Source organism: Streptomyces sp. STR69 (assembly GCF_024519455.1).
Taxonomy (GTDB): domain Bacteria; phylum Actinomycetota; class Actinomycetes; order Streptomycetales; family Streptomycetaceae; genus Streptomyces.
Map to the genome: position 1 here is coordinate 16,579 of NZ_JALJRY010000023.1, position 20,373 is coordinate 36,951.

Sequence of the window (20,373 nt, forward strand, 5' to 3'; positions counted from 1 at the left end):
GCACGCCTCCGCACGACAGAACACTGCCGGACCCGGGCGGGCCCGGCACCGGCACCGGCACCGGGGGGACTCCGCTGCCGGTCGGGCGGTTCTTGAGCGGGCCTCGGGTGTGACGTGGTCGAGCCCGCGGGTGCGCTGTGGCCGGTGCCCCGGCCGGGTCCGGGGCAGGGTGGCGTGGGCTGTTGGGCCGGCCGGCGGGTGCGGCACCGCCAGGCGGGCGGCGGCCCGCGGGCGCGGCATCGTGGCACAGGAAACCGGCCGGGTACAGAGGATCACGGCGGGGTGCGGACGAGGGCGGACGGCAGGTGGCCGGTGAGCCCGGCGCCCCTTGTAGCGCCGACGACCGGCTCCCTACGGTTTCGGGACATCGCCGGGGCCGCCACCGGCGCCGGCTGTCCTGTCGACCGGACAGCCGGGTGTCCCGTCGACCGGACGGACACCGCACGGCGGACCCGCGCCCGGCGCCTCGCGCAGCCGGCCCGGCGATGTCCCATCCCGAGTCACCCTCTGACGGACAAGGACGGTGCCCAGTTGAGCACGAACCCCTTCGACGACGCGGACGGCCGCTTCTACGTGGTCGTCAACGACGAGGAGCAGCACTCCCTGTGGCCGGTGTTCGCCGAGGTGCCCGCGGGCTGGCGGGTGGTCTTCGGCGAGGCGGCCAAGGCCGAGTGCCTGCAGTACGTCGAACAGAACTGGACCGACCTGCGGCCCAAGAGCCTGCAGGAGGCCATGGCGGCGGTGGACTGAACGCCGCACCCCCGCGGACCCGGCCGGGACGACGCTGTCGTCCGCCCCGGCCGGTCCGCGCCCAGGAAGACACTTCGAGTGGGGAGATGAAGGCTGTGACGGGGGCTGTGAGAACCGGGGGCGGGAACAAACCCAGGCCCGTGGACGCCGGCCGTGAGCCGGCGCAGGGCGACGCGGTCCTGTCCTTCGTGGGGCCGCAGGCCACGGTGCGCAAGTCGGGCATGGTCCTGCCTCCCAACCTGCCGGAGCGGTCCTGGGAGCGGATCGGCACCAACCTGCGCGAACTCGTGAACTCCTCGGCGTGGTGGCTCGCCGACTGGCTGATCTACGGCGAGGCCACCTACGGGTGGCGGCGGTACAAGGAGGCGATCGAGCGCACCGGGCTCGACTACCAGACCCTGCGCAACTACGCGTGGGTGGCCCGGCGGTTCGAGCCCCACCGCAGGCGCGACAGCCTCAGCTTCGCCCACCACGCCGAGGTCACCCGCCTCTCGCCGCCGGAGCAGGACTACTGGCTGCGCATGGCCGAACAGCGGAAGTGGTCGCGCAACGAACTGCGCAGGGCGCTCCGCGCCGGCCTGGCCGCGCAGAGCGACGGGACCGGCCTCTCCCCGGGCACGGACGCCGGGAAGCAGGAGCTGCCGCCGCCCGTCGAGCCGGCCCTCGCCGAGCGGCGCCGGCAGCAGGCCACCACGCTCACCATCGAGCTGTCCGCCGACCAGCTGGAGCACTACTCCCGGGCGGCCGCCGCACACGGCCTGCCCGTCGGCCGGTGGATCACCCGGATGCTCGACACCGCCGACCGGCGCACCGCCGACCTGCGTACCGCCGACCTGCGCACCGCCTGAAGAAGCAGCAGCTCACAGACGCACCGCTCACAGACGCACCGCCCGAAGGTGCCGCCGCCCGTACCGCGTGGTGGGCCGGTGGCCCGTCCGACCGGACACCCCTCATATCGGAGTCAGTTGATGATCCTTCAGGGAAAACGGGTCGCCCTGCCCTCGGCGCCCGTCGTCCACCAGCAGTTCGAGGCGCACGCGCAGGCCACCCCCGACGCCGTTGCCGTCGTCCGGGCCGGCCGGCAGGTGACGTACGCGGAACTCGACGCGAGAGCCAACCGGTTCGCGCACTTCCTCGCCGCCCGCGGCCACGGCCGGGGCGCGAAGGTGGGCATCTGCCTCGACTACTCGACCGACCTGCTCGTCGCCGTCCTGGGCACGCTGAAGGCGGGCGCGGCCTACGTGCCGTTCGACCCGGCCTACCCGGCCGCCAGGCTCCAGCTGCTGCTGGCCCAGGTCCCCGATCTCGCCCTGATCGTGGCCTCCCCGGCGACGGCCGAGATGGTCGGGTCGGCGGCCGTCGACGTCGTCGACCTCGACCGGCTCGGCGAGCACCTGGCGGGCCTGCCGGCGACCTCTCCCGGCGTCCCCGTCACGGGCGACGACGTGTGCTACGCCGTCTTCACGTCCGGATCGACCGGTACGCCGAAGCTGACCGCGGTGCGGCACGAGGGCTGGTTCAACCTGATGAACTGGCTGAAGGCCGAGTACGGCCTGCACAGCGGCTCGCACCACCTCGTCGTCAGCGCGTTCGGGTTCGACCTCTCCCAGCGCGCGCTGATGACACCGCTGTTCTGCGGCGCCACCCAGTACCTGCTGGCGAGCCGCAACTTCGACGCCATGCTGGCCTACCGCGTCCTGAGCGAGCACGACATCCGCGTGGTGCACTGCGCCTCCAGCACGCTGTACGTGCTGATCGACTGGGAGACCGCGCGCCGCGGCGACGCCCTCACCCGCCTCGACTACGTGCTCTTCGGCGGGGAGGCCCTCAAGCCCGAGCGGCTCACCGACTGGATGCGGCGCGAGGGCAACACCTGCACCCTGCTGCACCAGTACGGCGTGGCCGAGTGCACGGACGTGGCGACGTCGTACGACCTCGCCGGCTACCGGGCGGGCGAGCACGACATCGCACCGGTCGGCAGGCCGGCGTACAACACCGACATCCACCTCCTCGACGAGCAGCTGCGCGGGGTCGGGGCGGGACAGGACGGCGAGATCTGCATCGCCGGCGCCGGTGTCGGCGCCGGCTACCTGGGCGCCTCCGGCCCCGAGAACGCCAGGTTCACGACGATCGAGGTCGACGGCGCGCCGCTGCGGCTGTACCGCACGGGCGACCGCGGCCGGGTGACCGAGACCGGTGACCTCGTCGTCGCCGGCCGGATGGACGCGCAGGTGAAGGTGCGGGGCATGCGCATCGATCCCGCCGACATCGAGCGCGCGCTCGGCAGGCTCGCCGAGGTACGGGAGGCCGCCGTGGCGGTCACCCACGCCGACGGCGGCGAGGCCGAGCTGACCGCGTTCGTGGTCCCGGAGGCGGGCGCCCTCGCCGAGGACGCCGTGCGCGCCCGCCTCCTTCGGACACTGCCGCGGAACATGGTCCCGGCCAGGTTCGTGGACGTTCCGCGCATTCCGTTGAGCCCGCACGGGAAAGTCGACCGCGCCGCGCTCGTCGACGCTCTCGAGAACCGAGGACTGTGATGACTGCCGACAGCGTGCGCGCCATCTGGTGCCGGGAACTCCGGCGCGAGGACATAGCGGACGACGACGACTTCTTCGCCCTCGGCGGCCAGTCCGTGATCATGGTCAGGATCCAGGGCGCCTTCCTGGACGAACTGGGCGCCGAGGTCCCCATGGACCAGATGTTCCTCCACCCCACGGTGGCGTCGATCTCCGCGTACATCGCATCCCTGCCGCTGCATCGATAGCGCTGGGTTCACAAGGATCTCCCGGCCGCAGGCCGCGTTGCGTGCAAAAAACTACCTGGTCAGAGAGGCGCGCCATGTACGACGTGATTGTCATCGGTGCCCGTTGCGCGGGTTCGCCGACGGCCATGCTCTTCGCCCGGCAGGGCTATCGGGTCCTGCTCCTGGAGAAAGCGCGGTTCCCGCAGGACACGCTGTCCTCGCACTACATCCACATGCAGGGCATGGGGCTGCTCAACCGGTGGGGGCTGCTCGACAAGCTCCGCGACGCGGGCTGCAGGCCGATCACCCGCCAGAGCTACCAGGGCCCCGGTGTCCGCGTCGAGGGCTTCTCCCTGCCGGTGGACGGGCTGCGGTACACGTACGCGCCCCGGCGCTACGTCCTCGACCCGCTCCTGGCCGAGGGGGCCGCCGAGGCCGGCGTGGACTTCCGCGAGGGCTGCGCGGTCAAGGACCTGGTGTGGGAGGACGACCGGGTCGTCGGCGTGCGCTACACGACGCCGGGCGGCGCCGAGGCGACGGACCGGGCGCGCCTGGTCGTCGGCGCGGACGGCATGCGCTCGCTGGTGGCCCGCAGGGCCGGCGCGCACAACGTCGTCGAGCACCCGCGGGTGAGCTGCACCTACTACAGCTACTGGGCCGACGTCCCCTCGCACTTCGAGCTGTACGAGCGGCCCGGCCGCTGGATCGGTGTCATCCCCACCAACGACGACCTCACGCTGCTCATGACCTACTTCCCGCAGGACCTCTACAACGACGTCCGCAAGGGAGTGGAACCCTTCTACCTCGACTCCTTCCGCACGACCGCCCCCGAACTGTACGAGCGGATGCAGGCGGGCCGGCGCGTGGAACAGCTCTACGGCACGGGCCACCAGGAGAACTACTTCCGCAAGGCCCACGGACCCGGATGGGTGCTGGTCGGCGACGCGGTGAACCACAAGGACTCCATCACCGCACGCGGCATCACCGAGGCATTCGTCCAGGCACAGTCCCTCGTCGACCACGTCGGGACGCAGCTGCACGACGACGCCGCGCTCCGCACGGCGCTGAAGCGCTACGAGAACGACCTGAGCGGCGAAGCCCTCAGCCACTACCAGGGCGCCCTCAACGTCGCCGAGCTCAAGCCCGAGGGCCGCGTCGAGATGCTGCGGCAACTGGTCGGCCACCAGGAGCACATCGACCGCTACTTCTCGACCCTCTCGGGGGCGTGCTCCATCGACGACTTCTACAACGACGAACTTCTGGACCTGCTCGACCTGAGCTGAGTGCCGGCCTGCTCCCTGCTGGTTCTGCCGATTTGGAGAAACAATGATCCCGTTGTCGTTCGCGCAGCGCCGGCTGTGGTTCGTGGACCGGTTCGAAGGCCCTTCGCCGACCTACAACGGCGCTTTCGCCCTGCGGCTGACCGGTGAGCTGGACGTGGGGGCGCTGCGGGCGGCGCTCCGCGACGTCGTCGACCGGCACGAGGTCCTGCGCACCGTGATCGTCGAGGGCGACGACGGTGTCCCGCACCAGCGGGTGCTGACGCCCGAGGAGAAGCCGTTCGACCTGGTGGTCGTCGACGTCACGGAGCAGGACCTGGCGGCGGCCGTCGACGAGGCGGCCACCACCACCTTCGACCTGGCCGCCGACGTGCCGATCCGCGCCAGGCTGCTGCGGTGCGGACCGCACGAGCACACCCTCGTCGTCGTGGCGCACCACATCGCCGTGGACGGGGAGTCCTTCGGGCCGCTGTTCCGCGACCTCACCACGGCCTACGCGGTCCGCGCCGAGGGCGGGACGCCGCAGTGGGAGCCGCTTCCCGTGCAGTACGCGGACTACACCCTGTGGCAGCGGGACGTGCTCGGCGACGAGTCCGACCCGGACAGCGTGTCGGCCAGGCAACTGGCGTACTGGGGACGGGCGCTGGCCGACCTGCCGCAGCCGCTGGCCCTGCCGACGGACCGCCCGCGCCCGCGGCTGATCAGCCCGGACGGCGACCGGATCCCGTTCTCGATCGACCCCGATCTGCTCGCTGCCGTGGAGAAGCTGGCCACGGGAGCCGACACCACGGTGTCGATGGTCATGCACGCGGCGCTGGCGGTGCTCCTGCACCACCTCGGGTGCGGCGACGACCTCTCCATCGGCGCGCCGATCACGGACCGCACCGACGAGGAACTGCGCGACCTCGTCGGCTTCTTCGTCAACACCTGGGTGCTGCGCGTCGACCTCTCCGGCAACCCGACCTTCCGCGGGCTCCTCGACCAGGTGCGCGACCGCTCGCTCGCCGCCTACGACAACCAGGACATGCCCTTCGAGCGGCTGGTGGAACTCCTCAACCCCGACCGCTCCACCGCCTACAACCCCTTCTTCCAGGTCATGCTCTCCTGGCAGCCGCCCGTGCCGCCGCTGCGGCTGCCCGGCCTCGGCGTCGAGGTCGAGCGGCTGGAGACCCGCACGGCCAAGTTCGACCTGTTCTTCGACCTGCTCCCGGACGGCGCGGGCGGCGCACGGTGCCGGCTGGAGTACGCCACCAGCCTCTTCGACCAGGACACCGCCGAGGCCATCGCGCAGCGGTTCGTGCGCGTACTGGGCCGGCTCGTGGCCGACCCCGGGCGCGCGATCGGCACCGTCGACGTGCTCGACGCCGCCGAGCGGGAGCTGCTGCTCGCCCCGTCCGACGACAGGACCCCGGCGGCGGCCGGGCAGACCGTCCCGCAGCTGTTCGAGAGCCAGGCGGCCCGCACGCCCGACGCCCCGGCGCTGGCGTGCGACGGGCGGACGCTGAGCTACCGGGAACTGGACGAGCGGGCGGACGCCGTCGCCCGAGAACTGGTCCGGCGCGGCGCCGGCCCGGAGGACCTGGTGCTCCTCGCGCTGCCGCGCACCGAGGACCTGGTGATCGGCCTGCTCGGGATCCTCAAGTCCGGTGCCGGATATGTGCCGTTGGACCCGCAGTACGCCCAGGGGCGGGCACAGAGCGTGCTGTCGCAGGCGGCCCCGCGCTTCGCGGTCACCGACACCGCGACCTGGCAGCAGATACCCGCGGGCGGCATCGACACCGTCGTCCACCTCGACCGGCGGGCGGACTGGGAGCCGGCCGCGGGCGCCCCGGACGACTTGGCCCGCACCGCGCGGCCGGGCCCGGACAACCTGGCCTACGTGATGTACACCTCCGGCTCGACGGGCGAGCCGAAGGGCGCGGCCATCACCCACCGCAACGTCGTCGACGGCGTGCGCGGGCTGGTGGACGTCCTCGACACGCCGCCCGGGTGGCGGATGCTGGCCGGCACCTCCGTCAACTTCGACGTCTCCGTCTTCGAGCTGCTGACCACCCTGAGCACCGGCGGCACGGTCGAGATCGTCGCGAACGCGCTGGCACTCGCCGAGCGGGACAACTGGGACGGACACGTCGTCAGCGGCGTCCCCTCGGTGCTGAGCGAACTCGTCGGCCACCTCGGCAAGGCACCCGACGTGCGCACCGTCGTCTTCGCGGGCGACGTGCTCCCGGGCCGGCTGGTACGGCAGGTGCGCGAGGCCCTGCCCGGCGCGCGGATCGTCAACTCCTACGGCCAGAGCGAGAGTTTCTACGCCACCACCTTCTCCCTCGCGCCGTCCCAGGAGTGGGACGGCAGCGACGTCGCGCCCATCGGAACCCCCCTGGGCACCATGCGCGCCTACGTCCTGGGCCCCGGACTCGCCCCGGTGCCCCCGGGCGTTGTCGGCGAGCTGTACGTCGTCGGCACCTGCCTGGGGCGCGGCTACCACGGCCGGGCGGCCCTGACCGCCGAGCGCTACGTGGCCAACCCGTACGGCCCCGCCGGCGAGCGGATGTACCGCACCGGCGACCTGGCCCGCCGCAACGCGCGGGGGCAGCTGGAGTGCGTCGGCCGCGGCGACGGCCAGGTCAAGGTGCGCGGCTTCCGCATCGAGACCGCCGAGGTCGAGGCGGCGATCACCCGCCACCCCGGGATCAGCGAGGCGGTGGTGATCAGCCGGGAGGTGCCCTCGGGCGGCAGGCGGCTCGTCGCGTACGTGGTGCACACCGGCGAAGGGGCCGTCGGCGACGACGGCGCCGGCGGCATCGGCGACGTGGACGTGCTCGCCGGAGCCTCCTCCGCCGAGCTGCGCAGGTTCGTCGCCGCGCGGCTGCCCGACTACATGGTGCCGGCGGCCTTCGTGGCCCTGGGCCGGCTGCCGCTCGGGCCGACCGGCAAGCTGGACCGCTCGGCCCTGCCCGAACCGGAGTTCCTCGGCGAGGCCTACCGCGAACCGCGCACCGAGGCCGAGACGATCATCACCGCGGCGTACGCGGACGTGCTCGGCGTGGAACGCGTCGGTGCCGACGACGACTTCTTCGCGGTGGGCGGCGACAGCCTCCGCTCCATCCAGGTGGTGGCCCGGGCCCGGGCCCGCGGCCTGGAACTCTCCACACGGGAGATCTTCGAGTGCCGCACCGCGGCCCGTCTCGCCGAGGTGGCGTCCGACCGCCAGGGCCTCACACCCGTCCTGGAGGAGGACGGGAGCGGCGGCGTCGGCCCCATGCCGCTGCAGCCGGTGGCCCGGCAGGTGTTCGAGCACGGCGGCGGCACGAACCGGTTCGCCATGTCGATGGTCCTCGAACTGCCCGCGGGCATCGACGCGGACGGCCTCACCGCGACGCTGGACGCCGTACTCGACCGGCACGACCTGCTGCGCGCCCAACTGGTGCCCGGCGAGGAACCGTTGCTCCTCGCGCGTCCCGCAGGCACCGTACGGGCGGCCGACCTCCTGCGCCGGGTCGACTGCGACGGCCGCTGGGAGGAGCCGTCCGCGCTCGCGGCGGCCAGGACGGAACTGCACGACGCGGTCGGCCGCCTCGACCCGGAGGCCGGGACCATGGCGGACTTCGTCTGGTTCGCCGCCGGGGCCGGCGCGGGCCGCCTGCTCGTGGTGCTGCACCACCTGGTCGTCGACGGTGTCTCCTGGCGCATCCTCATGGCGGACCTCGCCCAGGCGTGGCGGCAGGTCCGCTCCGGCACCGCGCCCGAGCTGCCCGCGGTCGGCACCTCGGCCCGCCGCTGGGCGGCGGCGCTGGCCGACGAGGCGCTCTGCGAGGAGCGGGAGGCGGAACTGCCCTACTGGCGCGACCTCCTGGAATCCACCGACCCCCCGCTGGGCACCCGGGCGTTCGACCCGGCACTCGACGTGTGGTCCACCGTCGACACCGTGCGGGTGCAGCTGCCCGCCGACGTCACCGACGCCGTGCTGACCAAGCTGCCCGCCGCGTTCAGGGGCACCGGGACCGACGTGCTGCTCGCCGCGCTCGCCCTGGCGGTGGAGCGGTGGCGCACCGCGGACGGCCCGATGCTGGTCCGCCTCGAAGGACACGGCCGCGAGGAGGACGCCGTCCCCGGCGCCGACCTCTCCCGCACCGTCGGATGGTTCACCACCATGTACCCGGCCCGCGTCGACATCCGGGCAGTGGACCCGGCCGACGTGCTGGCCGGCGGCCCCGCCGCCGCAAAGGCGATCAAGCTGGTCAAGGAGCAGCTGCGGGAGGTCCCCGACAAGGGCCTGGGATACGGGCTGCTGCGCCACCTCAACCCCGAGACCGCCGAACAGCTCGCCGGCCTCCCGGCGCCGCAGATCGGCTTCAACTACCTCGGCCGGATCTCCGACGCCGACGTGCCCGAACACCTGCGCGCCGACGGGTGGGGGCCGGCGTCCTGGTCCGCCGAGCTGATCGCCGAGCCCGACCCCGACCTGCCCGCCCTGTCCGCCCTGGAGGTCAACTCCGTCGCCACCGACACCGCCGACGGCACCCGGCTGCAGGCCGCCTTCATGTTCCCGACCGGGGTGCTCTCCCGCGAGCGGACCGCGGAGCTGGCCGGGCTGTGGGTCGAGGTGCTGCACGGCATGGCCGCATACGCCGCGAGCGGGCACATCGGCGGCCTCACCCCCTCGGACGCCCCGCTGGTCACGGCCGGCCAGGGCGACATCGAGACCTGGGAGGAGCGCTACGGCCGGCTGGCCGAGGTGTGGCCGCAGGCCCCGGGACAGTCCGGCATCCAGTTCCAGGCGGCGCTCGCCGACGGCACCTTCGACGTCTACCACATGCAGTTCGTGCTGCACCTGTCCGGGCCCGTCGACCCGGCCCGCATGCGGGCCGCCGGGCAGGCACTGCTGGAGCGCTACCCCAACCTGCGCTCCGCGTTCCTCACCACCGCCGACGGCGAACCGGTGCAGGTCGTCGCGGAGCACGTCACCCTGCCCTGGCGCCACCTCGACCTGACCGGCCGCAGCGAGGCCGAGCAGAACGCGGCCCTCGACGCGGCCCTCGCCGCCGACCGCGCCGACCAACTCGACCCCGCCCGGCCGCCGTTGCTGCGCCTGGCCCTGCTCACCTGCGGGCCGCAGCAGGCCAAGCTGATCCTCACCGCGCACCACACCCTGTTCGACGGCTGGTCCTCACCGCTGGTGATCACGGACCTGGTCCGGCTGTACGCCGGCACCGGCCACCTCGCCCCGGTCCGCTCCTACGGCGACTACCTGGCCTGGCTGGGGCGGCAGGACAAGGAGGCCTCCGCCGCCCGGTGGAAGGCCGAGCTCGACGGATTCGACGAGCCGACCCTCGTGGCCGCGGGCCTCACCTCCCGGGGGGAGGCGTCCTCCCTCGGACGGGTCGAGGTGCCGCTGTCGATCGACAAGGGCCGCGAACTGGCCCGGCGCGCCGCGGAACTCGGCGTCACCCTCAACACGCTCCTCCAGGGCGCGTGGGCGGTCCTCATCTCCAAACTGACCGGACAGCACGACGTGGTGTTCGGCGCCGCCGTCAACGGCCGCCCCGCCGACCTGACCGGCAGCGACGAGATGGTCGGCCTGTTCATCAACTCCCTGCCGACCAGGGCCCTGTGCCGCCCCGACCGCAGCCTCGGCGAGGTCGTCACCGATCTGCAGAACCGGCAGATCACCCTGCTCGACCACCACTACTACGGCCTGGCCGACATCCAGCGCGGCACCGGCCTGCCCGCCCTGTTCGACACGATCGTGGTGTTCGAGAACTACCCGGTCGACCGCGAGGGCATCGTCGACGCGAACACCTCCGCGGGCTTCACCATCGACGCCATCCGCCCGTTCGCGGGCTCGCACTACCCCCTCACCCTCAACTCCTCCGACCCCTACCTGCGCCTGTCCCTCGACTACCAGAAGAACCTCTACGACCACGAGGCGGCCGAGGCGATCGCCGCCCGGCTCGTCCGCGTCCTGGAACAGCTGTTCCAGGACCCGTCGGTGCCGGTCGGCGCCGTGGAGGTGCTGGGGGAGGAGGAACACGACCGGCTGGTGCGGCAGGTCAACGACACCGCCCACCCCGTCGCGCCGGACACCCTGCCCGGCGCGTTCGAGGCGCAGGCCGCCCGCACCCCCGACCGCGTCGCGGTGATCGGCGAGCACGAGACGCTGACCTACGGCGAGTTCAACGCCCGCGCCAACCGGCTCGCGCACTGGCTGATCGAGCGGGGCGCGGGCCCCGAGCAGCTGGTCGCGGTGAGGATCCCCCGCTCGGTGGACCTGCTGGTGGCGATCTACGCCGTCGTCAAGGCCGGCGCCGCCTACGTGCCGGTCGACACCGAACTGCCCGAGGACCGGGTGCGGCACGTCCTGGACAGCGCACGGCCGCTGCTGGTGCTGGAGGACACCCTCCCGGACGCCTCCGGGTACCCCGAAACCGACCCCGAGCGCACGCTGTCGCCGGACAACGCCGCCTACGCCATCTTCACCTCCGGCTCCACCGGCGGCCCCAAGGGCGTACCGGTGGCACACCGGGCGATCATGAACCGGCTCGCGTGGGGCCTGGCACACTTCGACGTCGGCGTCGAGGACCGGGTGCTCCTGAGCACGACGGCGAGCTTCGACGTGTCGGTGCCGGAGCTGTTCGCGCCGCTGCAGGTCGGGGCCGCGGTCGTCATCGCCCGCCCGGACGGACGGCGCGACCCGGCCTACCTGGCGGAGCTGATACGGCGGGAGCGGGTGACCGGCGCGGACTTCGTGCCGTCCCTGCTGGAGGCGTTCGTCGCCGAGCCCTCGGCGAAGGACTGCACGAGCCTGCGCTGGATCGAGGTCGCCGGCGAGGCGTTCCCCGCCGCACTGGCCAACCGCTTCACCGACCTGCTGCCCGGCTGCACCGCCAACAACCTCTACGGCCCCACCGAGGCGGCCGTCGAGGTCACCGCCCACCGGTACGTGCCCGGCGCCGACCGGCTGCCGATCGGCACACCGGTGTGGAACACCCAGGTGTACGTCCTGGACGCGGCCCTGCGCCCGGTCCCGGCCGGAGTCACCGGCGAGCTGTACCTCGCCGGCGACCAGCTCGCCCGGGGCTACCTCGGGCAGCACGCTCTGACCGCGAGCCGCTTCGTGGCCTGCCCCTTCGGAGCGCCCGGCAGCCGCATGTACCGCACCGGGGACGTCGCGCGGTGGAGCCGGGACGGCCAGGTGGAGTACCTCGGCCGCTCCGACTTCCAGGTCAAGATCCGCGGCTTCCGCATCGAGCTCGGCGAGATCGAGCAGGCCCTCGCCGCGCACCCCGACGTCGACAGCGCGGTGGCCCTGGTGCGCGAGGACCGCCCCGGCGACCAGCGGCTGGTCGCCTACGTGGTGCCGGCACCCGGCACGGCGGACCCGGCCCTCCTGGACCTCGCGGCCCTGACCGACCTGGCCCGGGAACGGCTGCCGGAGTACATGGTCCCCACCGCGCTCGTGCCGCTCGCCGAGTTCCCCAAGACACCCAGCGGGAAGCTCGACCGGGGCGCCCTGCCCGCACCGGACCACGCCGGGACCGCGACCGGGCGAGGGCCGCGGAACCACCACGAGGACGTCCTGTGCCGGCTGTTCGCCGAACTGCTCGGCGCGGAGGAGGTCGGCATCGACGTCGACTTCTTCGACCACGGCGGGCACTCGCTGCTGGCCACCCGGCTGATCGGCCGCATCCGCAACGAGTTCGGCGTCGACGTGAAGGTCACCACCGTGTTCCGCAGCCCGACCGTCGCCGAACTGGCGGCCCGCATCGAGAAGTCGGCCAAGTCGAACCGCCTCCAGCTGCGACAGATGAACGTTTAGGAGTGCCACGATGATCCCGTTGTCCTTCGCACAGCGTCGGCTGTGGTTCCTCCACCGTCTGGAAGGGCCGTCCGCGACGTACAACATCCCGTTCGTGCTGCGCCTGGACGGGCCGCTGGACACCGAGGCCCTGGCCGCGGCGGTGACCGACGTCGTCACCCGGCACGAGAGCCTGCGCACCCTGCTCGTCGAGAACGAGGACGGCATCCCGCAGCAGCGCATCCTGCCCCCCCGGGAGGCGCACCCCTCCTTCCGGGTGGTCGACACGGCCGCGGACGCGGTGGACGACGCGCTGCGCACCTTCGTGGGCGAGGGCTTCGAGCTGGACACCGACCTGCCGCTGCGCACCCGCGTCCTGCGCGTCTCTGCACAGGAGCACGTGCTGGCGTTCGTCTTCCACCACGTCGCCGCGGACGGCGCGTCGATGGCCCCGTTCCTGCGGGACCTGCTGTCCGCGTACGCCGCCCGCGGGCAGGGCGAGGCCCCCGACTGGGAGCCCCTCGCGGTGCAGTACAAGGACTACACCGTGTGGCAGCGGCGGATGCTCGGCGACGAGAGTGACCCCGACAGCGTCGCCGCCGAACAACTCGACTACTGGCGCCGCGAGTTGACCGGGGTCCCGCAGCCGGTGCAGCTGCCGCTCGACCGCCCGCGGCCCACCGCGGCCGGCCACCGCGGCGGCCATGTCGACCTCGAACTGGAACCCGAACTGGTCACCGGCATCGGACGCCTGGCCGCCCGCCACGGCGCCACGGCACCGATGGTCGCCCAGGTCGCGCTCGCGGTGCTGCTGCACCACCTCGGCGCCGGCAACGACCTCACCGTCGGCAGCCCCATCGAAGGCCGCCCCGACGAACAGCTCGAAGACCTGATCGGGTTCTTCGCCAACACCTGGGTGCTGCGCGTCGACCTCTCCGGGAACCCGACGTTCGACGATCTCCTCGACCAGGTCCGCGAGAGGGCGCTGGGCGCCTACGACAACCAGGACGTCCCCTTCGAGCACCTGGTGGAACTGCTCGACCCCGACCGCACCACCGCCTACCAGCCGCTGTTCCAGGTGATGCTGGCCTGGCAGTTCGCCTGGTCCCCGCTCGACGTGCCCGGCCTGGAGGTCACCCCCGTCCCGCTGGGCACCGACACCGCGAAGTTCGACCTGTTCTTCAACATCGTCCCCGACCCCTCGGGCCGCGCCTACGGACGACTGGAGTACGCGACGGAGCTGTTCGACCACTCCACCGCCCAGAGCCTCGTCGACCGCTACGTCCGCGTGCTGCGCCAGGTCGTCGCCGACCCCTCCACCCGCCTGGGCCGGGTGGAGATCCTCACCACCGCCGAACAGGACCGGCTGACCCGGCTGAACGACACCGCGGCACCCGTGCGGGACGCGACGGTGCCCGAACTCGTCGCCGCCCAGGCGGCACGGACACCGGACGCGACAGCGGTGGTCTGCGGGCCGACGCAGCTGTCGTACCGCGAACTGGAGGCCCGCGCCGGGCGGCTGGCCGCCGTGCTGCGGGAACGCGGTGTCGGTCCTGACACCCTGGTCGCCGTCGCACTGCCCCGCTCCGCGGACCTGGCCGTCGCGCTCCTCGCCGTCCTCAAGGCCGGCGGCGCCTACCTGCCCGTCGACCCCGGCTACCCGGCCGCGCGCGTCGGCCTGCTGCTCACCACGGCCGATCCGGCCCTGGTGGTGACCGACCACGCGACGGCGTCCACCGTCGCCCCGGGCGCACAGCGGGTCCTCCACCTCGACGACCTGAGCCTGGACGGACCCGCCGTCGGGACCCCGGACACCGGCGCCGGGCCGGACCATCTCGCCTACGTGATGTTCACGTCCGGCTCGACCGGGACCCCGAAGGGCGTCGCCGTCACCCACGCCGCCGTGGTCAACGGCGTGCAGGACCTGCGCCGGCGCACCCGCGTCGGGGCGGGCTCCCGGATGCTGGCCGCGACCTCGGTGAACTTCGACGTCTCCGTGTTCGAGATCTTCACCGCGCTGACCTGCGGCGCGAGCGTCGAGATCGTCCGCGACGTCCTCGAACTCGCCGAACGCGACTCCTGGTCGGGCACCACGATCAGCGCCGTGCCGACGGTGTTCTCCGCGCTGCTCGACGAGGTCGCCACCGACGGCGCGGCCGGCCTGCGGCTCGACGTCGAGACCGTCGTCCTCGCCGGGGAGGCGCTCTCCCACGACCTGGTCCGCAAGGCGCGCCGGACCCTGCCCGGCACCCGCGTCGTCAACGCCTACGGCCAGACCGAGAGCTTCTACGCCACCACCTTCACCGTCCCGCGGCAGGGCGACGACACGGGCGACACCGGCGCGGTCCCGGTCGGCACACCGCTGGCCAACATGCGCGCCTACGTCCTGGGGCCCGGACTCGCCCAGGCCCCGCAGGGCGTCGTCGGCGAGCTGTACGTCGCCGGCCCGGTCGCCCGCGGCTACCACCGCAACGCCACCGCCACCGCGGAGCGCTTCGTGGCCTGCCCCTTCGGGCCGCCCGGCGCGCGGATGTACCGCACCGGCGACCTGGCCCGGTGGGACGCGGACGGCCGGCTGAAGTACGCCGGACGCGCCGACGACCAGGTCAAGGTGAACGGCATCCGCATCGAGCCGACCGAGATCGAGACCGTCCTCGCCCAGCACCCCGCCGTCGCCCGGGCCGTCGTGACGGTGCGCGCGGACCACACCGGCACCAAGCGGCTCGTCGGCCATGTGGAGCTGGTGGGCGCCGGCGGCACGGACGGCGACACGGCCATCGACGCCGGTGTGTCGGTGGCCGAGCTGCGCCGGTTCGCGGCCAAACGGCTGCCCGACTACATGGTGCCCGCCCAGCTGATGGTCCTGGACCGGCTGCCGCTGACCGCGAACGGCAAGCTGGACCGGGCCGCCCTGCCCGTACCGGAGTTCACCGGCGCCCAGTACCGCGCACCGCGCACCGCGACCGAGCGGGTGCTGGCCGAGGTGTACGCCGATGTCCTGGGCGCCGGGCAGGTGGGCGCCGACGACGACTTCTTCACCGGCGGCGGCGACAGCATCCGCTCCATCCAGGTCGTGGCACGCGCCAGGACCCGCGGCGTCGTCGTCACCACGCGGGAGATCTTCGAGCACCGCACCGTCGCCCGGCTCGCGGAGCTGGTCGAGGGCCGGGCCGAACAGGAGCGCGTGACCCTGGCCGAGCTGCCGGGCGGCGGCGTGGGCTGGGCCCCGCTGCCGCCGACCGCGGCCCACGTCCTGGCGCTGGGCGGCGGCATCGGCCGGTTCTGCATGTCGGCGCTGCTGACCCTGCCCGAGGACATCGACCGCGCCGCACTGACGGCGACCCTGCAGGCCGTCCTCGACCGGCACGACGTGCTGCGCTCCCGCCTGGACCGGGTCGAGAAGGGCCTGCGGACGGGGGAGCCCGGCAGCGTCGACGCCGGCGCGCTGGTGCGGGAGGTCGCCTACGACGCCGGCACCGTGCAGGCCGAGCTGGACGCGGCGGCGGACCGCCTGGACCCGGACGCGGGCGTGATGGCCCAGTTCGTGCGGTTCACCTCCGCCACCGAGGCCGACCGGCTGCTGATCGTGCTGCACCACCTGGTCGTCGACGGGGTGTCGTGGCGGATCCTGCTGCCCGACCTGGTCTCCGCCTGGCAGCGGGTCACCAGCGGTCTCGACCCCCTTCCCGCACCCGCGGGCACCTCGCTGCGGCGGTGGACGCACGCGCTCGCCGAGCAGGCCGCCAGCGCCGAGCGGATCGCCGAACTGCCGCTCTGGCAGGACATCCTCGCCGGTGACGAACCGGTCCTGGGCGCCCGCCCGCTGGACCCCGCACGCGATGTCACCTCCACCGTGGACACCGTCCGCGTCCAGCTGCCGGCCGATGTCACCGCCACCCTCCTCAACACCGTGCCCGCCGTCTTCCGCGGCGGCGTCGACGACGGCCTCCTCGCCGGCCTCGCCCTGGCCCTGGCCCGCTGGCGCCGCACCCGGGGCGTGCCCGCCGGCTCGACCCTCGTCCGGCTGGAGGGCCACGGCCGCGAGGACCACCTGGTGCCCGGCGCCGACCTGTCCGCCACCGTCGGCTGGTTCACCGCCATGTACCCGGTCGGCCTGGACCTCACCGGCATCGACCTGGCCGACGCGTTCGCCGGCGGCCCCGCCGCGGGCCGGGCCGTCAAGGCCGTCAAGGAACAGCTGCGGGCCGTCCCCGACCACGGCATGGGCTACGGCCTGCTGCGCCACCTCAACGCCAGGACCGCGCCCGCACTGGCCCGCCTGCGCCGCCCGCAGATCGGCTTCAACTACCTCGGCAAGGCCTCCGGCGCGGACATCCCCGAGGAACTGCGGGGCCTGGGCTGGGCACCCGACACCACCCACCGCGACCTGATCGCCGCACCGGACGCGGACATGCCGGTCCTCTCCGCGCTGGAGATCAACGCGGTGGCCACCGACACCGGCGACGGCGACGAACTGACCGCCTACTTCGGCTTCCCCACCGGCGTCCTGACCCGCGAGGACGTCACCGAACTGGCCGGACTGTGGACCCAGGCCCTGACCGCGCTGGCCCGCCACGCCACCACCCCCGACGCGGGCGGGCTCACCCCCAGCGACGCACCCCTCGTCGCCGTGGGCCAGACGGAGATCGACGCCTGGGAGACCCGCTTCGGCAGGCTGGCCAGGATCTGGCCGACGACCCCCGCCCAGTCCGGGATCCTCTTCCAGGCCAAACTCGCCGGGGCGTCGTTCGACCCGTACCACATCCAGCTCGTGTTCCATCTGTCCGGCAGGGTCGACCCGCTGCGGATGCACCGCGCCGGGCAGGCACTCCTGGACCGCCACCCCGTCCTGCGCGCCGCGTTCGTCGACCGGGCGGCCGGCGACCTCGTCCAGGTGATCCCGGAGTCGGTGACGCTGCCCTGGCGCCACCTCGACCTGAGCGCCCTCGACGAGCCGCGGCGCACCGAGACGTTCGAGGAGTTCCTCACCGAGGACCGCAAGGCCTACTTCGACGCGGACACCCCGCCGCTGATGCGCCTGGCCCTCGCCGTCCTCGACCCCGACCGGCCCGAACTCGTCCTGACCGCCCACCACGCGCTCTACGACGGCTGGTCCACGCCGCTGCTGATGCAGGACCTGCTGCTGCTGTACGCCGCCGACGGCGACACCTCCGCGCTGCCCGCCCCCCGCGACTACGGCGACTTCCTGTCCTGGCTCACCCGCCAGGATCCCGAGGAGGCGGCGCGGGCGTGGGCGGCCGAACTCGACGGCATCGACGAGCCGGCCCTGCTCGCCCCCGACTCCGCCGACGCGGACGACGGCGTCCGCGACCAGGTCGAGGTCGCGCTGCCGGTCGAGGAGGCGCACGAACTCGTCCGCCGCTCCTCCGAGCTGGGCATCACCGTCAACACCCTGGTGCAGGGCGCCTGGGCGCTGCTGCTCGGCCAGCTCACCGGCCGCCAGGACGTGGTGTTCGGCGCGACCGTCTCCGGGCGCCCGCCCGCGGTGACGGACGTGGAGTCGATGGTCGGCATGTTCATCAACACCCTTCCCGTACGGGTGACCCACGCGCCCGGCGACACCGTCGGCGAGGTCCTGGACCGGCTGCAGCGCCGCCAGGCCGCCCTGGCGGAGCACCACCACCACGGGCTCGCGGAGATCCAGCGGTCCGCCGGGGTGCGGTCCCTGTTCGACACGCTGGTCGTCTTCGAGTCCTACCCGGTCGACCGGGAGGGCCTGGGCGCCGCCAGCGACGCCGCGGACGGGATCACCTTCACCGGCCTGCGCCCCTCCGCGGGCAACCACTACGCGCTGTGCCTGACGGCGGCGGCCGACCCGCATCTGCAGCTCGTCATCCAGTACGCGCCGGGCGTCTTCGACCGGGACACGGTACGGACGTACGCGGCCCGCCTCGTCCGCTTCCTGCGGCAGCTGGCGGCCGACCCCGCGCTGAAGCTCGCGCGGATCGACGCGCTCGGGGAGGGCGAACGCGAGCGGATGCTGGCCCGGTCCGACGACGACGCCGCCCGGGCCCGCCGTGTCACGCTCACCGAGCTGGTCGAGGCGCAGGTGGCCAGGATCCCGGACAAGGTCGCCGTGGTCGCCGCGGGCCAGTCGCTGACGTACGCCGAACTGGACGCCCGCGCCGAGGCGCTCGCGGCCGAACTGGCCCGGCACGGGGTGGGCCCGGAGACCGTGGTCGGCGTGGTCCTGCCGCGCACCGTGAACACGGTCGTGGCCCTGCTGGGCGTGCTCAAGGCGGGCGGCGCCTACCTGCCCGTCGACCCCGCCTACGCCGCCGCCCGTCTCCCGCACGTCCTGCCCACCGCCCGGCCCCGTCTGGTCCTGGCCGACGCCGGCACCCGCGCCCTCGTCCCCGCGACGGACATCCCCGTCCTCGTCCTCGACGACGTCGACCTCCAGGCCCCGCCCGCCCCGCGCACCGGGCCGAAGGCCGGTCCGGACAGCCTCGCCTACGTCATCTACACCTCCGGCTCCACCGGCGTGCCCAAGGGTGTGGGCGTCACCCAGTCCACCGTCGTCAACGCCGTGGACACCCTGGTCGCGCAGGCCGGGGCGGAGGCCGGACGGCGCATCCTCGTCGCCGCCTCCTTCGGCTTCGACGTCGCCACCTTCGAGACGTTCGCCGCGCTCACCCGGGGCGGCACGGCCGAGATCGTGCGCGACGTGCTGGAGCTGGCCGAACGCGACAGCTGGGACGTCGACGTCATCTGCTCGGTGCCCTCCGCCTTCGCCGAGCTCGTCGACCAGCTCGCCGACCGCATCGACCCCACGGCACTGAACATCTCCGGAGAGGTGCTGACCCCGGCCCTGGCGGAACGGGTGCGCACCCGCTGGCCCAAGGCCCGCGTCATCAACAGCTACGGCCCCAGCGAGACGTTCTACGCCACCGGTTTCCTCCTCGACCCCGACCAGCCGTACCCGACGGGTGTGCCCATCGGGCGGCCCTTCCCCGGCGTGCGGGCCTACATCCTCGGCCCCGGCCTGGGCCTGCTGCCCACCGGCACCCCGGGCGAGCTGTACCTGGCGGGGGCCGGCCGCGGCTACCACCGCCAGGCGGCCCTGACCGCCGACCGGTTCGTCCCCGACCCCTACGGGCCCACGGGCTCGCGGATGTACCGCACCGGCGACCTGGCCCGCTTCACCCCCGACGGAGAGCTGCAGCACCTGGGCCGTATCGACACCCAGGTCAAGATCCGCGGCTACCGCGTGGAACCCGCCGAGGTCGAGGCCGCCCTGACCACCCATCCGTGCATCGCCCAGGCCGCCGTCGTGACCCAGCGGCCCGGCGACACCACCCCCTACCTGGCCGCCTACCTCGTCCCCGCCGAGGGCGCGAGCGCGCCGGACCCGGCCGAGATCCAGGAGCACCTGGCCGGCCGGCTGCCCGAGTACATGGTCCCCGCCGCCTATGTGCCGCTGGAGAGGCTGCCGCTGTCGCCCAACGGCAAGCTCGACCTCAAGGCCCTGCCCGCACCCGACCTCACGTCCGCCACCCCCTTCCGGGCACCCGGCACCCCCCGCGAGGAAGCGCTGGCCGGGCTGTTCGCCGAGGTGCTCGGCCTGGAGAAGGTCGGCGTCGACGACGGCTTCTTCGAACTCGGCGGGCACTCCCTGCTCGCCACCCGGCTGATCACCCGCGCCCGCACCGAGATCGGGATGGAGATACCCATCCGGAAGATCTTCGACCTGCCGACGGTCGCCGCGCTCGCCGCCTGGTCGGAGGAATCGGCCGTACCCCTTCGCCCCGCTCTCCGCAGGATGATCGCAGAGGAGTAGAACC

7 protein-coding genes are annotated in these 20,373 nt (G+C 73.4%); all 7 read left to right on the forward strand.

Going from position 1 to position 20,373, the window contains the following annotated elements; all coding sequences use genetic code 11:
- Positions 1 to 531: 531 nt before the first annotated feature.
- The 7 genes from OC490_RS35070 (at position 532) to OC490_RS35100 (ending at position 20,369) form a co-directional block, all read left to right on the forward strand.
- On the forward strand, positions 532 to 750 hold the full coding sequence (locus tag OC490_RS35070; RefSeq protein ID WP_262062068.1) for an MbtH family protein: 219 nt from the start codon (positions 532 to 534) through the stop codon (positions 748 to 750).
- Positions 751 to 890: 140 nt separating this feature from the next.
- A complete protein-coding gene (locus tag OC490_RS35075; protein ID WP_262062069.1) occupies positions 891 to 1,598 on the forward strand; it encodes an LmbU family transcriptional regulator in 708 nt (235 codons plus the stop codon).
- Between the two features lie 120 nt (positions 1,599 to 1,718).
- A complete protein-coding gene (locus OC490_RS35080) occupies positions 1,719 to 3,287 on the forward strand; it encodes an amino acid adenylation domain-containing protein (protein ID WP_262062070.1) in 1,569 nt (522 codons plus the stop codon).
- The gene (locus OC490_RS35085; protein ID WP_262062071.1) at positions 3,287 to 3,514 is read left to right on the forward strand and encodes an acyl carrier protein; all 228 of its coding nucleotides are present in this window, start codon (positions 3,287 to 3,289) and stop codon (positions 3,512 to 3,514) included. The genes OC490_RS35080 and OC490_RS35085 overlap by 1 nt, the downstream gene beginning before the upstream one ends.
- 74 nt (positions 3,515 to 3,588) lie before the next feature.
- Complete coding sequence (locus tag OC490_RS35090; RefSeq protein ID WP_262062072.1) at positions 3,589 to 4,776, forward strand: NAD(P)/FAD-dependent oxidoreductase; 1,188 nt, start codon at positions 3,589 to 3,591, stop codon at positions 4,774 to 4,776.
- A gap of 43 nt (positions 4,777 to 4,819) precedes the next feature.
- Positions 4,820 to 12,589 (forward strand): non-ribosomal peptide synthetase, encoded by a 7,770-nt coding sequence (locus OC490_RS35095; RefSeq protein ID WP_262062073.1) that lies wholly within the window; start codon positions 4,820 to 4,822, stop codon positions 12,587 to 12,589.
- A gap of 10 nt (positions 12,590 to 12,599) precedes the next feature.
- Positions 12,600 to 20,369, forward strand: coding sequence for a non-ribosomal peptide synthetase (locus OC490_RS35100; protein WP_262062074.1), 7,770 nt, complete (start codon positions 12,600 to 12,602; stop codon positions 20,367 to 20,369).
- Positions 20,370 to 20,373 lie beyond the last annotated feature (4 nt).